General features: G+C 64.8%; 12 protein-coding genes. 6 read left to right on the top strand and 6 right to left on the bottom strand.

Annotated features, from left to right (window positions below):
- Nucleotides 1–381 precede the first annotated feature (381 nt).
- Nucleotides 382–966 (bottom strand): YajG family lipoprotein, encoded by a 585-nt coding sequence (locus DNK34_RS12450; RefSeq protein WP_131175209.1) that lies wholly within the window; start codon nucleotides 964–966, stop codon nucleotides 382–384.
- A 301-nt stretch (nucleotides 967–1,267) separates the two neighbouring features.
- Here DNK34_RS12450 and DNK34_RS12455 point away from each other — a divergent pair, with 301 nt between their 5' ends.
- Together DNK34_RS12455 and mqo are read left to right on the top strand one after the other, a co-directional pair.
- A complete protein-coding gene (locus tag DNK34_RS12455) occupies nucleotides 1,268–1,462 on the top strand; it encodes a hypothetical protein (RefSeq protein ID WP_131175210.1) in 195 nt (64 codons plus the stop codon).
- A 492-nt stretch (nucleotides 1,463–1,954) separates the two neighbouring features.
- Nucleotides 1,955–3,457: a malate dehydrogenase (quinone) gene (gene mqo, locus DNK34_RS12460; protein ID WP_131175211.1), complete on the top strand. Its 1,503-nt coding sequence runs from the start codon at nucleotides 1,955–1,957 to the stop codon at nucleotides 3,455–3,457.
- 116 nt (nucleotides 3,458–3,573) lie between these two features.
- On the opposite strand, the gene DNK34_RS12465 is transcribed toward mqo, so the two are convergent.
- The gene (locus tag DNK34_RS12465) at nucleotides 3,574–3,930 is read right to left on the bottom strand and encodes a PilZ domain-containing protein (RefSeq protein ID WP_131175212.1); all 357 of its coding nucleotides are present in this window, start codon (nucleotides 3,928–3,930) and stop codon (nucleotides 3,574–3,576) included.
- 210 nt (nucleotides 3,931–4,140) lie between these two features.
- Complete coding sequence (locus DNK34_RS12470) at nucleotides 4,141–4,515, bottom strand: tetratricopeptide repeat protein (protein WP_131175213.1); 375 nt, start codon at nucleotides 4,513–4,515, stop codon at nucleotides 4,141–4,143.
- Nucleotides 4,516–4,692: 177 nt separating this feature from the next.
- Here DNK34_RS12470 and DNK34_RS12475 point away from each other — a divergent pair, with 177 nt between their 5' ends.
- Together DNK34_RS12475 and pyk are read left to right on the top strand one after the other, a co-directional pair.
- A complete protein-coding gene (locus DNK34_RS12475; RefSeq protein WP_131175214.1) occupies nucleotides 4,693–5,616 on the top strand; it encodes a universal stress protein in 924 nt (307 codons plus the stop codon).
- Nucleotides 5,617–5,671: 55 nt separating this feature from the next.
- Nucleotides 5,672–7,123 (top strand): pyruvate kinase, encoded by a 1,452-nt coding sequence (pyk, locus tag DNK34_RS12480; protein ID WP_131175215.1) that lies wholly within the window; start codon nucleotides 5,672–5,674, stop codon nucleotides 7,121–7,123.
- Nucleotides 7,124–7,183: 60 nt separating this feature from the next.
- On the opposite strand, the gene ycaC is transcribed toward pyk, so the two are convergent.
- Nucleotides 7,184–7,798 (bottom strand): isochorismate family cysteine hydrolase YcaC, encoded by a 615-nt coding sequence (gene ycaC, locus DNK34_RS12485; RefSeq protein ID WP_131175216.1) that lies wholly within the window; start codon nucleotides 7,796–7,798, stop codon nucleotides 7,184–7,186.
- A 176-nt stretch (nucleotides 7,799–7,974) separates the two neighbouring features.
- Between ycaC and DNK34_RS12490 the strand changes: the two genes are divergently transcribed.
- A complete protein-coding gene (locus tag DNK34_RS12490) occupies nucleotides 7,975–8,889 on the top strand; it encodes a LysR family transcriptional regulator (protein ID WP_131175217.1) in 915 nt (304 codons plus the stop codon).
- Between the two features lie 92 nt (nucleotides 8,890–8,981).
- Here DNK34_RS12490 and DNK34_RS12495 read toward each other — a convergent pair whose 3' ends face one another.
- The gene (locus tag DNK34_RS12495; protein ID WP_131175218.1) at nucleotides 8,982–9,923 is read right to left on the bottom strand and encodes an iron-sulfur-binding ferredoxin reductase; all 942 of its coding nucleotides are present in this window, start codon (nucleotides 9,921–9,923) and stop codon (nucleotides 8,982–8,984) included.
- On the bottom strand, nucleotides 9,916–11,043 hold the full coding sequence (locus DNK34_RS12500; RefSeq protein WP_131175219.1) for a GGDEF domain-containing protein: 1,128 nt from the start codon (nucleotides 11,041–11,043) through the stop codon (nucleotides 9,916–9,918). The genes DNK34_RS12495 and DNK34_RS12500 overlap by 8 nt, the downstream gene beginning before the upstream one ends.
- 222 nt (nucleotides 11,044–11,265) lie before the next feature.
- On the opposite strand from DNK34_RS12500, the gene DNK34_RS12505 reads away from it, so the two are divergent.
- Nucleotides 11,266–12,789, top strand: coding sequence for a fumarate hydratase (locus DNK34_RS12505; RefSeq protein ID WP_131175220.1), 1,524 nt, complete (start codon nucleotides 11,266–11,268; stop codon nucleotides 12,787–12,789).
- The last annotated feature ends 115 nt before the right edge of the window (nucleotides 12,790–12,904 follow it).

Genomic DNA, 12,904 nt, shown 5'->3' on the forward strand with positions numbered 1-12,904 from the left:
AGCCGCGCCCCGCGGCGATGGGTGGCCGTGACACGCTTCGTGCGATGGCCGCCAGCGCATCGCGCCGAGGTCGACGCTCCTACACGGACGGCGGTTCGCCGCTCTTCTCAGGCGCAACAGAGGCTATCGCGGTTCCCCTTCTCGCCGTTGAGAGAGCGATGAATCCAAAAAATGACCGGGAGTCATTTTTGACGTCGCTTGCGACAGCCCGCAGGGTGGCCGCCAGGGATGGCAGGCCGGAACACTATCGCTGTTCACCCCTCGCCCTCCGGGAGAGGGGCCGGGGGAGAGGGTGGGGTGTTTGGCGATTTCTGGGCAGACTTGGCCGTGAGTCATAAAAAAGCCCCGACGAATCGGGGCTTTTGTCCATCGGCAACCGGCCTACTGGCCGCTGAGAATCTGCGTCAGGGTCGGGTCCTTGAAGGCGCGGGTCAGGGCATCGCTCAACACGTCGCTGACCAGCTTGGTGTTGGTCTCCTGGTTGGGCGCCATGCCGAAGCGCTGGTTCAGCGAGGCGCCGTAGCGGCCGCTGTAACGACGGTTGCTGTTCTGCACATCGGCACGGAAGGTGGCGGTCATGTCGGCCTCGGTGACGTACAGCCCCTCCTTCGGCGACTGATACTTCAGTTCGGCCAGGGTCAGGGTCAGTTGCGGCGCGTTGTAGGCATTGGGCGACGGGGTGAAGCCCAGCAGGCGCACGGCGGCCTCGGCCTGGGCCTGCAGCTTCGGCAGTATGTCCTGGCCGGTCACGCTGATCGCACTGGTTTCCGGGTACAGGCCACCACGGGTTCCCAGCACGGGAGACGGACGACCATCGGCTACACGCACCACGACCGGCTGGCCCTGGCCGACCGCGGTCAGCGGTCCGTTGATCCTGGGCTGCGGGCTGAGTTGCTGAGGGCTGTGGGCGCAGCCAACGAGGGCCAGACCGATAATGGCAAGCAGACCAAACAACAGGCGATGCATACTCGTTTCTCCATGGAGGGGCGCATTAAGGCACCGCGCAGTATAACCAATTCTTCGGACTCGCAATGAGCCGGGCAGGTTCCGGCCACGGGCGATCGAGCCACGCCGTCAAAGAACCGAAAAGAGTGTGGGGGCTGGATGGTAAGCCGGGCTTTGCGTCGAGTCTTCCAGACTCCAGCGTTTTCCTCGAAACACATGACCGCCGGATGACGCCATGGCGCGCCCCCGGTTCCGGTCACATGCCCGTAACAGGCCGTGGGTATAAGACTTTAGTCGCTTTGCCTGATGAGTATTTCTTCTGATGCGCCCACTTCGTAAGCGTCTCGCCGCCCAGCCACGACCGCGTATCTTCGCCCGTCTCGACGAGCACGGCATTTGCCGGGCTTTTCGCCTGAGCGCCCAGGCGCCGGGCTCTGCGCACTGGCGGGAGGTCAACGAGCAGCGCCTTTCCTGGCTGGACAAGCCCCTGCCCGACAGCGCCCTGGCTGTCCATTAGCGGCGCGACCCGACCTTGTCGGTGGCGAACGCCGCGCACAATAAAAGTCACGCCCAAGCGATCAATTTTCTCGCTTTCGCCTTATAATCGCGCCCCGATTATAAGGACGCCTCCTGATCGGCCTCGCCGTACCGCTGATGCACTTCGAGCCATCGGCCACGCCACAGAGAGTCGCCCACTTCGTGCTGCTCGATACCAGTAGCCCTTCCCGCTCTGCGCAACGATTACCGCTTTGCAGCGGAACAACTGCCGCCGGGGATCGCTCAACAGGCACATGAACTTTTGAGGTTCGCGTTCCAAAAGGACGTGAAAAAAACGGTTTCAACAACTTCACGAGAGTGTGGCGAACATATGAATCATCTTGCGGCAGGCAAAGACGACCCCCTTCCGTTACCCAGCGTTCCAGGACAGCTCGACAACCGCTGACAGGCGTCTGCGACGCCCAGGCCCCAAGGCCATCGATTGCAAGCTGATTTTTTTGGAGACGTGGTAATGGCGCAGAACGATTACGAAGCAGTAGATGTGGTGCTGGTCGGAGCCGGCATCATGAGCGCGACCCTGGCCGTGCTGCTCAAGGAGCTCGACCCGGGCATCACCCTGGAAGTCGTGGAAGCGATGGACTCGGGTGCGGTGGAAAGCTCCAACCCCTGGAACAACGCGGGCACCGGCCACGCCGGGCTGTGCGAGCTCAATTACACTCCCGAGTCGGCCGACGGCTCCATCGATATCAAGAAAGCGGTCAGCATCAATGCCCAGTTCGAGGAATCGAAACAGTTCTGGGCCTACCTGGTGGACAAAGGCACCTTCGGTTCGCCCAAATCCTTCATCAACCCGGTTCCGCACCTCAGTTTCGTCCGTGGCCAGAAAGGCATCGACTACCTGAAGAGACGCTTCGAGGCGCTGACCGCGCACCATGCCTTCGCGGACATGGAATACACCGAAGATCGCGCCACCATGACCCAGTGGATGCCACTGATGATGCCGGGCCGCGATCCCCAGGAACCGATCGCCGCCACCCGCGTGCTGAACGGCACCGACATCAACTTCGGCGCCCTGACCAAGGGCCTGCTGGACCACCTGGGCGCGCAGGACAACGCCCGCGTCAGCTGCAGCCAGAAGGTCACCGGCCTGACCCGCAACGAGCTGGGCTGGCGCGTCGGCATCAAGAACCTGAAGAACGGCAACCATCGCGAGCTGCAGGCCCGCTTCGTGTTCCTCGGCGCCGGCGGTGGCGCCCTGCCGCTGCTGCAGATGTCCGGCATCGCCGAGGGCAAGGGTTTCGGCGGTTTCCCGGTAAGCGGCCAGTGGCTGCGCTGCGACAACCCGGAAGTGGTCAGCCAGCACCAGGCCAAGGTGTACAGCCAGGCCGAAGTCGGCTCGCCGCCCATGTCGGTACCGCACCTGGACACCCGTGTGGTCGACGGCAAGAAGTCCCTGCTGTTCGGACCCTATGCCGGCTTCACCACCAAGTTCCTCAAGAAAGGCTCGTTCCTCGACCTGCCGCTGTCGGTGCGCCTGAACAATATCGGCCCGATGCTGGCCGTGGCCCGTGACAACTTCGACCTGACCCGCTACCTGGTCAAGGAAGTGATGCAGTCGCAGGAACAGCGCCTCGATACCCTGCGCGGTTTCTATCCGCAGGCCAAGGCCAGCGACTGGCGCCTGGAGATCGCCGGCCAGCGCGTGCAGATCATCAAGAAGGACCCCAAGAAAGGCGGCGTGCTGCAGTTCGGCACCGAGCTGGTGGCCGCCAAGGACGGCTCCATCGCCGCCCTGCTCGGCGCTTCGCCGGGCGCCTCGGTCACCGTCTCGATCATGCTCGACCTGATCCGCCGCTGCTTCCCGGAGCAGGCTGCCTCGGCGCAGTGGAGCAGCAAGCTGAACGAGATATTCCCGGCGCCTTCCGCCGTGCTGACCAGCGACGCCGAGCAGTATCGCGCCGTGCAGTCGCGCTCGGATGCCGTGCTGCAACTGAGCGAGCCGGTACCGGCCTGAGCAGCTACAAGCGGCAAGCCACAAGCTGCAAGCTGCAAGCTGCAAGCAAAGGCGGACCGGGGGCTTCCCCACTCCTTCGTTTGCAGCCTGTGGCTTAGCGCTGCCGGTACGGCATCTCAGGCCGAGGTGAGCAGGGGATGGAAGCTGAAATAGTGACGCAACGCCTCGACCATCTCGACGTACTCCGCCGGCGGCGCGATCAGCGAGAAACCGGAATCGAAACTGCCCGGCGTGACGTCTTCGCGGCACCACAGGCAGGTGGCCGTGAAGTCGATATGCCGTACCGCGTCCGCTCCCGGAATCTTCAGGCGCATGTCGAAACACCCGCCGACCAGCATGGGTAACTGGCTGATCAGCATCAGCCCATCCAGCGACACATTGCCGAGGTGCCCCATCGGCTTGTCGGTGATGAGATTGAACACATTGAGGTAGTACGGCAGCTGGTGCCGTTCTATATGTCGATTGGCATGCATAATGGCAAATCGCTATGAATGTCTGCCGAGTATGGCCGCAGCGCCCGGCTTAGCGCCAGCCCCGGGAACGACCTTCGGATATCCGGTTGCGCAACCCACATGGACGGCGCCGAATTCAGCGCCACGCCAGTCGCCTCGTTCGCCGCTGCCATGCACCTGTAAACGGCGCCTGGCGCCACGCACCCACGCCCTGCGGCCCGTCCCGACCGGCTAGAGCGCCGCCGGCGAAGCCTTGGCCGGCTCGGGCACACCATGATGGCCGAGTTGCCGCAGGGTTTCCAGTCGGGCGCGGGCGCGGAAGGCGTACTCGCTGCTCGGGTAGCGGGTGATGATGAACTGATAGGTCTGCGCCGCATCGACATACAGACTCTGCCGCTCCAGGCACTGGCCACGCAGCAGCGAGATTTCCGGCTGCAGGTAGCTGCGCGAACGGCTCATGCGCTCGGCACGGGACAACTCCAGCATCACCGCCTCGCACTCGCCCCGGTCATAGGCCCGGTAGGCCTTGTTCAGATGGTGGTCGAGCGACCAGCGGGTACAACCGACAACACTCAGCACAAGCGCCAGCAGCAATGGAATTCGCATAGGTTTCTCCTCCAATGAGCGAGCTATCGGCGCGCGCCGGAAAAACTGAACCGGTACACGGGATGAAAGGTTTTCAACCCCTGAATGGCGATGGTCTTCTACGCTGATTCAGGTCAACGCGCCCCCTCTGCCGATGGGGTGCAATGCAGCCCACCCAACCCAGCGAGGTCGACCCCCATGCAACTCGAACAACTACTGGTCGTGATCGACGCCAACCAACCCAGCCACCCGGCCCTTGAACGCGCCGCCTGGCTGGCGCGCAGAACCAGCGCCAGCCTGCACGTACTGTTGGTCGAGTATAGCGCCGCCCTCGACGGCAGCCTGCTCGAGAACAGCCTGCAGAACAAAGCCCGCGAGGCGCTGCTCGAACAGCGCGGCAAATGGCTGCAGGATCTGCTCACCCCGCTGCGCGACGAGGGCCTGCCGTTGCAGCAGGACGTACGCTGGGGCAAGCGCCTGCACGAAACGGTGCTGGAGAAGGTCGCCGAGCTGCAGCCGGATCTGGTACTGAAATCCGCGGCGCACAACAACCTGCTGCGGCGCCTGTTGCTGACCGACAGCTGCTGGCAGTTGATGCGCCATTGCCCGGCCCCGCTGTGGCTGGTGCACCACGCCGAATGGCGCGGCCACAACCTGTGCACCGCGGTCGACCCGCTGCACCAGGACGACAAGCCGGCCGCGCTCGACCACCACCTGATCCAGACCGCCCAGGGCCTCGCCACGACACTCGACCTGCACGCCGACTACGTGCACTGCCATGCGCCCTTGCCACGCGCCCTGCTGAGCAACGTCGAACTGCTGGCCGACTACCAGCAATACATCGCCGACGAAGCGGCGCAGCATCACCAGGCCTTCGAACGGCTGATACGCCAGTACGACATCGCCGCCGACGCCGCCCACCTGCTCGAAGGTGCACCGGAAAACGTGCTGCCGCGCTTCGTGCGCAAGCAGGAAATCGACCTGCTGGTGATGGGCTGCATCGCCCGCGGCCGCCTGGATACCATCCTCATCGGGCACACCGCCGAACGCCTGCTGGAATCGGTGGACTGCGACCTGCTGGTGGTGAAAATGCCGGCGAAAAGTAGTGCAGAGGAACAATGACTACAGCGCGGCGGCGTAGTAGCCTCGCGGTCTGCTTCAATTCAGGAGTCCGCGCATGACCGTTCGCCGCACCAAAATCGTCGCCACCCTCGGCCCAGCCAGCAACTCGCCGGAAGTACTCGAGCAACTGATTCTCGCCGGGCTGGATGTGGCCCGCCTGAACTTCTCCCACGGCTCGCCGGAAGACCACAAGGCACGGGCCCAACTGGTGCGCGACCTGGCCGCCAAGCACGGGCGTCACGTCGCCCTGCTCGGCGACCTGCAAGGGCCGAAGATCCGCATCGCCAAGTTCGCCGACAAGCGCATCGAACTCAAGGTCGGCGACCGTTTCACCTTCTCCACCAGCCATCCGCTGAACGAGGGCAACCAGCAGGTCGTCGGTATCGACTACCCGGATCTGGTGAAGGATTGCGGCGTCGGCGACGAACTGCTGCTCGACGACGGCCGCGTGGTCATGCGCGTCGAAACCACCACCGCCGATACCCTCAACTGCGTGGTGCTGATCGGCGGCCCGCTGTCCGACCACAAGGGCATCAACCGCCGTGGCGGCGGCCTGACCGCGCCGGCCCTGACCGAAAAGGACAAGGCCGACATCAAGCTCGCCGCGGAAATGGATCTGGACTACCTGGCCGTGTCCTTCCCGCGCGATGCCGCGGACATGGAATACGCGCGCAAACTGCGTGACGAATCCGGCGGCACGGCCTGGCTGGTGGCCAAGATCGAACGTGCCGAAGCCGTGGCCAACGACGAAACCCTCGACGGCCTGATCAAGGCCAGCGACGTGGTCATGGTCGCCCGTGGCGACCTGGGCGTGGAAATCGGCGATGCCGAGCTGGTGGGCATCCAGAAGAAGATCATCCTCCACGCCCGCCGCCACAACAAGGCGGTGATCGTCGCCACGCAGATGATGGAGTCGATGATCCAGAACCCGATGCCGACCCGCGCCGAAGTCTCCGACGTCGCCAACGCCGTGCTCGACTACACCGATGCGGTGATGCTCTCGGCGGAAAGCGCCGCCGGCGCCTATCCGCTGGAAGCCGTGCAGGCCATGGCGCGTATCTGCCTCGGCGCGGAACGGCACCCGACCGGCAAGAGCTCGAGCCACCGCATCGGCAAGACCTTCGAACGCTGCGACGAGAGCATCGCCCTGGCGGCCATGTACACCGCCAACCATTTCCCCGGCGTGAAGGCGATCATCGCCCTCACCGAAAGCGGTTACACCCCGCTGATCATGTCGCGCATCCGCTCCTCGGTGCCGATCTACTCCTTTTCCCCGCACCGCGAGACCCAGGCCCGCGCCGCGATGTTCCGCGGTGTCTACACCATCCCCTTCGACCCGGCGGCCCTGCCCCTGGGCGAAGTCAGCCAGGCGGCGGTGGACGAGCTGCTCAAGCGCGGTCTGGTGGAACAGGGCGACTGGGTGATCCTGACCAAGGGCGACAGCTACCACACCATCGGCGGCACCAATGGCATGAAGATCCTGCATGTCGGCGATCAAATCGTGTAATTCGCAGTTGAACGCAAAAGGCCGCTCATCGAGCGGCCTTTTGCGTTCAGCCGTTGCGTTTCACTTCTGGTCGTAGCTCTGGATCAGGTTGGAATAGGCCGGCAGGTGGCCGCCGAGGATGCCGCCGAAGCCCTCGACATCGTTGCGCCAGTCACGATGCAGCTCACCGCCGACACTGAACCAGTTGACCAGTTGCGCCCCGGCGTGAGCCATACGCGCCAGCGCCGCATCGCGCACGGCGGTGTTGAAGGTGCCGGAGGCGTCCGTCACCACGAAGACTTCATAACCCGCCTCCAGCGCCGAGAGCGTCGGGAACGCCACGCAGACGTCGGTCACCACACCGGCGATGATCAGTTGCTTGCGCCCGGTCGCCTCGATCGCCCTGACGAAATCCTCGTTGTCCCAGGCATTGATCTGCCCCGGGCGGGCGATATAGGGCGCATCGGGGAACAGCGCCTTGAGCTCCGGCACCATCGGCCCGTTGGGGCCTTCCTCGAAGCTGGTGGTGAGGATGGTCGGCAGCTCGAAGAACTTGGCGATGTCGGCCAGCGCCAGGACATTGTTCTTGAACTCGTCCGGCGAGTAGTCGCGCACCAGGGAAAGCAGACCCGCCTGATGGTCGATCAGCAATACGACGGCATCGTCCTTGTCCAGACGCTTGTAAGTGAATGCCATGGGGAAAACTCCTGTTCGGATGACGAGAGAAGCAATTTCATCTCGATGAGTTTTCAGCGTAATTGCCAAGGTCCCCGGCGATCGACCACACAGCGGGAAAATAGCTTTTCGTAAAAAACGAACAGTATCTCGCCGCGAAGGCATTACCCTGATGACGTCGAATCAGGAACGCACACATGAAGCTCGATCTGCAGGAAATCGAAACCTATCTGCGCGTGGTGGAACTGGGTGGGGTCAGCCGGGCAGCGGAAGACCTGGGCCTGTCGAAATCGGTGGTGAGCAAGCGCCTCAGCGATCTCGAGCAACGCCTGGGCGCCAAACTGCTGCACCGCTCGACCCGCAAGGTCGCGGCAACGGACAACGGCATGCTCTTCTATCGACAGGCCAAGGAGGTGCTGCTCGACCTGAACGAAGCGGCAGAGGCGGCGGCCTTCAACGACAGCGGCCTGCGCGGACGCCTGCACATGCTGGCGCCGATGAGTTTCGGAACGTTGTGGCTGGCGCCCCTGATCGCCGACTTCATGGGCCAGCATCCACAACTGGAAGTCAACCTGCGCCTGGACGACCGGATCAGCGATTTCGAGCGCGAGGGCTATGACCTCTGCGTACGCGTTTCACGCATTGGCGATAGCGCCCTCATTGCACGCAAACTGGCCAGCAGTGCACGGATACTCTGCGGCAGCCCGGACTACCTGGAGCGCCATGGCATTCCGGAACATATCGAGGAGCTGCATGAACACGACTGCATCGGCTACAGCAACGTCTCCTCGCGGAAGTTCTGGTCATTCGAGAATGCCGATGAACAGGGCGAACTGGCGAGTGTCGCGCCGCGGGGGCGGTTCTCCAGCAACAACGGCGAAGCGATGCGCGAGTTGGTACTGGCTGGCCAGGGCCTGGCCCTGCTACCCAGCTTTCTCGTCCATCACCATCTCGAGGCCGGCTCGCTGATCGAGGTGTTGCCTCGGGCACGCCCCAAGCCCTACTCCATCTACGCCATGTACCCGCGCTCCAGCCGAGCCTCGCGCAAGGTGCTTGCGCTGTGCGACTTCCTGCAGCAACGCCTGCTCGGCGCGCCCTGGGAACAGGGCTGATACTGATGAAACGGGAAAAATCCGGCTTACGCCGCGGCCTGAGCGCCGTCTTCGCGCCCGACCAGCCGATGCCTCCGATGGGCGCCAAGCCGTCAGGGCGCGTGCGGTAGAAACAGGTCGCAATACATCTGGCTGCGCGGCAGGCCGGCCAGGTACAAACGCCGGGTAAAACCTTCGACGCTATCGGGATGGCCGCAGAGCAAGGCAAGGGTTTGTCGCGAAACAGGCCGCAGTTCGGCCAGAGCCGCAGGCAGCTCGGCCGCAGTCCACAACCCGACCTGCACCTGTGGATGCCTGGCGGCCAGCGCTGCCAGGGGCCCGGCCAGGTAATGCGCGTCCTGGTCATGCGCCAGGTGAATGACCCGGATGGCGCCCTGGTGCCCCTGGCGCAATGCCTCGCGCAGCACCCCATACAGCGGCGCCAGGCCGGTGCCCGCCGCGACCAGCCAGAGCGGTCGTGACTGCCAGTCGGGGTCGTAATGCAAGGCACCGCCACGCAATTCGCCCAGGCGCAGCTCGTCCCCCACCGCGAACTGCCGGGCGGCGTCGCTGAAGGCACCGCGCCGGCGGCAGTCCAGATGGAATTCGAGAAAGTCGTCGTCGCCCGGCAGGCTGGCCAACGAGTAGGGACGGGCGATGCCGGTGGCCGTCCACAGCAACAGATGCTGGCCGGCGCGGTAACGCAGCGGCTGCTCCGGCTGCACGCGCAAGCGCAGCACCTCGTCGCTCAACCAGTCGCACTGGACGATGCGTGCCGGGCGCCCATCGCGCCCAGGGTCGAAGGGCTGCACCTGCAGATCCTCGACCACCCGGCACTGGCAGGCCAGTCGCCAGCCCTGCTGTCGCCGTGCGGCGTCCAGCGCCTGCGGCTGCATGTCCAGCGGCTCACCGGCGAGACAGCGCACCAGGCAGGCGTGGCAACTGCCGGCGCGGCAACTGTACGGCACCGCAATGCCAGCGCCGAGCAAGGCGTCGAGCAGGTTGGCGGAAGGCGCGACGGCCACGCGGGTGGCCCCGACCAGCAGCTCAGGCATCCGCCTGCTCCCAGGTCGAAGCGCAGCGATTGCGCCCGGTGCGCTTGGCCTGATAGAGCGCCTGGTCGGCGCGGTGCAGGGCTTCATCGAGATCGTCGTGCATGGCCACCAGCGTCATTCCCACGGACAGGCTGAGATTATCCACTTTAACGCCGATCGGTTCAGCCTCTCTGAATGCCTGCCGCAAGCGTTCGCAGCAGGCCATGAAGGCTTCGGCGTCGGTATTGGGCACCAGCAGCACGAACTCCTCGCCACCGTAACGGGCGACCACGTCACCCTCACGCAGGCAGGCCGTGGCCACCCCGGCGAATGCCTGCAGCACCCGATCCCCCGCGGCATGGCCGTACCTGTCGTTGATGCGCTTGAAGTGGTCGAGATCGATCAGCGCCAGGCCGAGCCTGCGCCTGGGGCCAAGGCCGTCCAGTTCGCGGGCGGCCAGGCGCAGGAAATGCCGACGGTTGCACAGGCCGGTGAGTTCATCGGTGGCGGCCAGGTCCTCGAGCTGGCGCATCATCCCGCGCAGGGTTTCTTGGTGCGCCTGCAGGGCGAAGCGGCGCTGACGCATACGCTGGCGCATGCTCTGCATGTAGGAGGCGAACAGGCTCAACCAGAACAGTACCAGCCCCAAGGCGCAGACCTGCAGGGTGGCCAGGCCCGGATCGCGCATGCGGAAACGGTAGGCATCGAAGAGATTGATGGCGACGAAGCCGAAGAAGGCCAGCGCGGTACAGCGGAAGAACACCCGGGGCGGCAACTGGAACAGACCGAACAGCAGGGCCAGCGGGTAGATCAGCAACAGGCTGCCGCGCCCCTCGTCGAGCATGGCCACCAGGGCGGTGAGCAAGGCCAGGCCGACCAGTACCTGGGCCTCGGTGAGGCTGGGGTCACGCAGGCGCAGGTTGAGCCCGGAGACGAACAGGGCGAAGAAAAGCACCTGACTGACCGCCGCCAGCCCCAGCAGGGCCAGCACCGTCGGGCCACGGGCACTGAACAGCCCATGGTAATGGGCGATCGCCGCCAGCACGGCGATCATCAAATAGGTGGCAACAGCCATGCCGAAGCGTTTCAGCAACAGGCTTTGCAAGGCTTTCTGGGTAACCCGGCGGTTGCTGGATGTCATGGGCTCCATCCCATACTGGCAACTAGCCGCCACTGTACTCGCGCCCCGGGCAAATGCCTAGCTGCGCGTTGCTCGGCCCCGCTGGCGGGCGATAGCCGCCCGCAGCGCCGCCCGACGGGTGTCCCGGCCGCCTGCCCCGCGGTATACTGCCGCGCCTTTCAGACGGCGCCGGCCATGCTCCGGCGCCCCATAAAGTTCCTGCCCGACAAAGGAGCGCCCCACATGACCGTGATCAAGCAAGACGACCTGATCCAGAGCGTCGCCGACGCCCTGCAGTTCATCTCCTACTACCATCCCGTGGACTTCATCCAGGCCATGCACGCGGCCTACCTGCGCGAAGAATCCCCCGCCGCGCGCGACTCCATGGCGCAGATCCTGATCAACTCGCGCATGTGCGCCACCGGCCACCGGCCGATCTGCCAGGATACCGGCATCGTCACCGTGTTCGTGCGCGTGGGCATGGACGTACGCTGGGACGGCGCCACCATGGGCCTGGACGACATGATCAACGAGGGCGTTCGCCGCGCCTACAACCTGCCGGAAAACGTGCTGCGCGCCTCGATCCTCGCCGACCCGGCCGGCGCCCGCAAGAACACCAGGGACAACACCCCCGCGGTGATCCACTACTCCATCGTCCCCGGCAACACCGTGGAAGTGGACGTGGCGGCCAAGGGCGGCGGCTCGGAGAACAAGTCGAAGATGGCCATGCTCAACCCGTCCGACTCGATCGTCGACTGGGTGCTCAAGACCGTACCGACCATGGGCGCCGGCTGGTGCCCGCCGGGCATGCTCGGCATCGGCATCGGCGGCACCGCCGAGAAAGCCGCGGTGATGGCCAAGGAAGTGCTGATGGAGTCCATCGACATCCACGAGCTGAAAGCCCGCGGCCCGCAGAACCGCATCGAGGAACTGCGCCTGGAGCTGTTCGACAAGGTCAACCAGCTGGGCATCGGCGCCCAGGGCCTGGGCGGCCTGACCACCGTGCTCGACGTCAAGATCATGGATTACCCGACCCACGCCGCCTCGCTGCCGGTGTGCATGATCCCCAACTGCGCCGCCACCCGTCACGCCCACTTCGTGCTCGACGGCTCCGGCCCGGCCGAACTGCAAGCACCGCCTTTGGACGCCTACCCGGAAATCGTCTGGGAAGCCGGCCCGTCGGCTCGCCGCGTCGACCTCGACAGCCTGACCCCGGAAGACGTGCAGAGCTGGAAGCCGGGCGAAACCATCCTGCTCAACGGCAAGATGCTCACCGGCCGCGACGCCGCGCACAAGCGCATGGTCGAGATGCTCAACCGGGGCGAAGAACTGCCGGTGGATCTCAAGGGCCGCTTCATCTATTACGTCGGCCCGGTCGATCCGATCGGCGACGAGGTGGTGGGGCCGGCCGGCCCCACCACCGCGACGCGGATGGACAAGTTCACCCGGCAGATCCTCGAGCAGACCGGCCTGCTGGGCATGATCGGCAAGTCCGAGCGCGGCCCGACCGCCATCGAGGCGATCAAGGACAACAAGGCCGTGTACCTGATGGCCGTTGGCGGCGCCGCCTACCTGGTGGCCCAGGCGATCAAGAAGTCCAGGGTGCTGGCCTTCGCCGAACTGGGCATGGAAGCGATCTATGAGTTCGACGTGAAGGACATGCCGGTCACCGTCGCCGTCGACAGCAATGGCGAGTCGGTACACATCACCGGCCCGGCGATCTGGAACAAGAAGATCGCCGACAGCCTGGCGGTGGAAGTGCAATAAGCAGCCTCAAGCTGCAAGCCACAAGCGGCAAGTAAGAGCAGTTCACTGTTCTCCCTTGCAACTTGTGGCTTTCCTAGACCGTAGCCTGTGGTTGAGCGAAGCGATACCCAGGGCA

The sequence above is a fragment of the Phytopseudomonas dryadis genome, from assembly GCF_004327355.1.
GTDB classification, from domain to species: Bacteria; Pseudomonadota; Gammaproteobacteria; order Pseudomonadales; family Pseudomonadaceae; genus Aquipseudomonas; species Aquipseudomonas dryadis.

Excerpts from the sequence above, each read along its gene's own strand:
- DNK34_RS12450 (WP_131175209.1), bottom strand. The coding sequence starts at position 966 with ATGCATCGCCTGTTGTTTGGTCTGCTTGCCATTATCGGTCTGGCCCTC.
- DNK34_RS12455 (WP_131175210.1), top strand. The coding sequence starts at position 1,268 with ATGCGCCCACTTCGTAAGCGTCTCGCCGCCCAGCCACGACCGCGTATC.
- mqo (WP_131175211.1), top strand. The coding sequence starts at position 1,955 with ATGGCGCAGAACGATTACGAAGCAGTAGATGTGGTGCTGGTCGGAGCC.
- DNK34_RS12465 (WP_131175212.1), bottom strand. The coding sequence starts at position 3,930 with ATGCATGCCAATCGACATATAGAACGGCACCAGCTGCCGTACTACCTC.
- DNK34_RS12470 (WP_131175213.1), bottom strand. The coding sequence starts at position 4,515 with ATGCGAATTCCATTGCTGCTGGCGCTTGTGCTGAGTGTTGTCGGTTGT.
- DNK34_RS12475 (WP_131175214.1), top strand. The coding sequence starts at position 4,693 with ATGCAACTCGAACAACTACTGGTCGTGATCGACGCCAACCAACCCAGC.
- pyk (WP_131175215.1), top strand. The coding sequence starts at position 5,672 with ATGACCGTTCGCCGCACCAAAATCGTCGCCACCCTCGGCCCAGCCAGC.
- ycaC (WP_131175216.1), bottom strand. The coding sequence starts at position 7,798 with ATGGCATTCACTTACAAGCGTCTGGACAAGGACGATGCCGTCGTATTG.
- DNK34_RS12490 (WP_131175217.1), top strand. The coding sequence starts at position 7,975 with ATGAAGCTCGATCTGCAGGAAATCGAAACCTATCTGCGCGTGGTGGAA.
- DNK34_RS12495 (WP_131175218.1), bottom strand. The coding sequence starts at position 9,923 with ATGCCTGAGCTGCTGGTCGGGGCCACCCGCGTGGCCGTCGCGCCTTCC.
- DNK34_RS12500 (WP_131175219.1), bottom strand. The coding sequence starts at position 11,043 with ATGACATCCAGCAACCGCCGGGTTACCCAGAAAGCCTTGCAAAGCCTG.
- DNK34_RS12505 (WP_131175220.1), top strand. The coding sequence starts at position 11,266 with ATGACCGTGATCAAGCAAGACGACCTGATCCAGAGCGTCGCCGACGCC.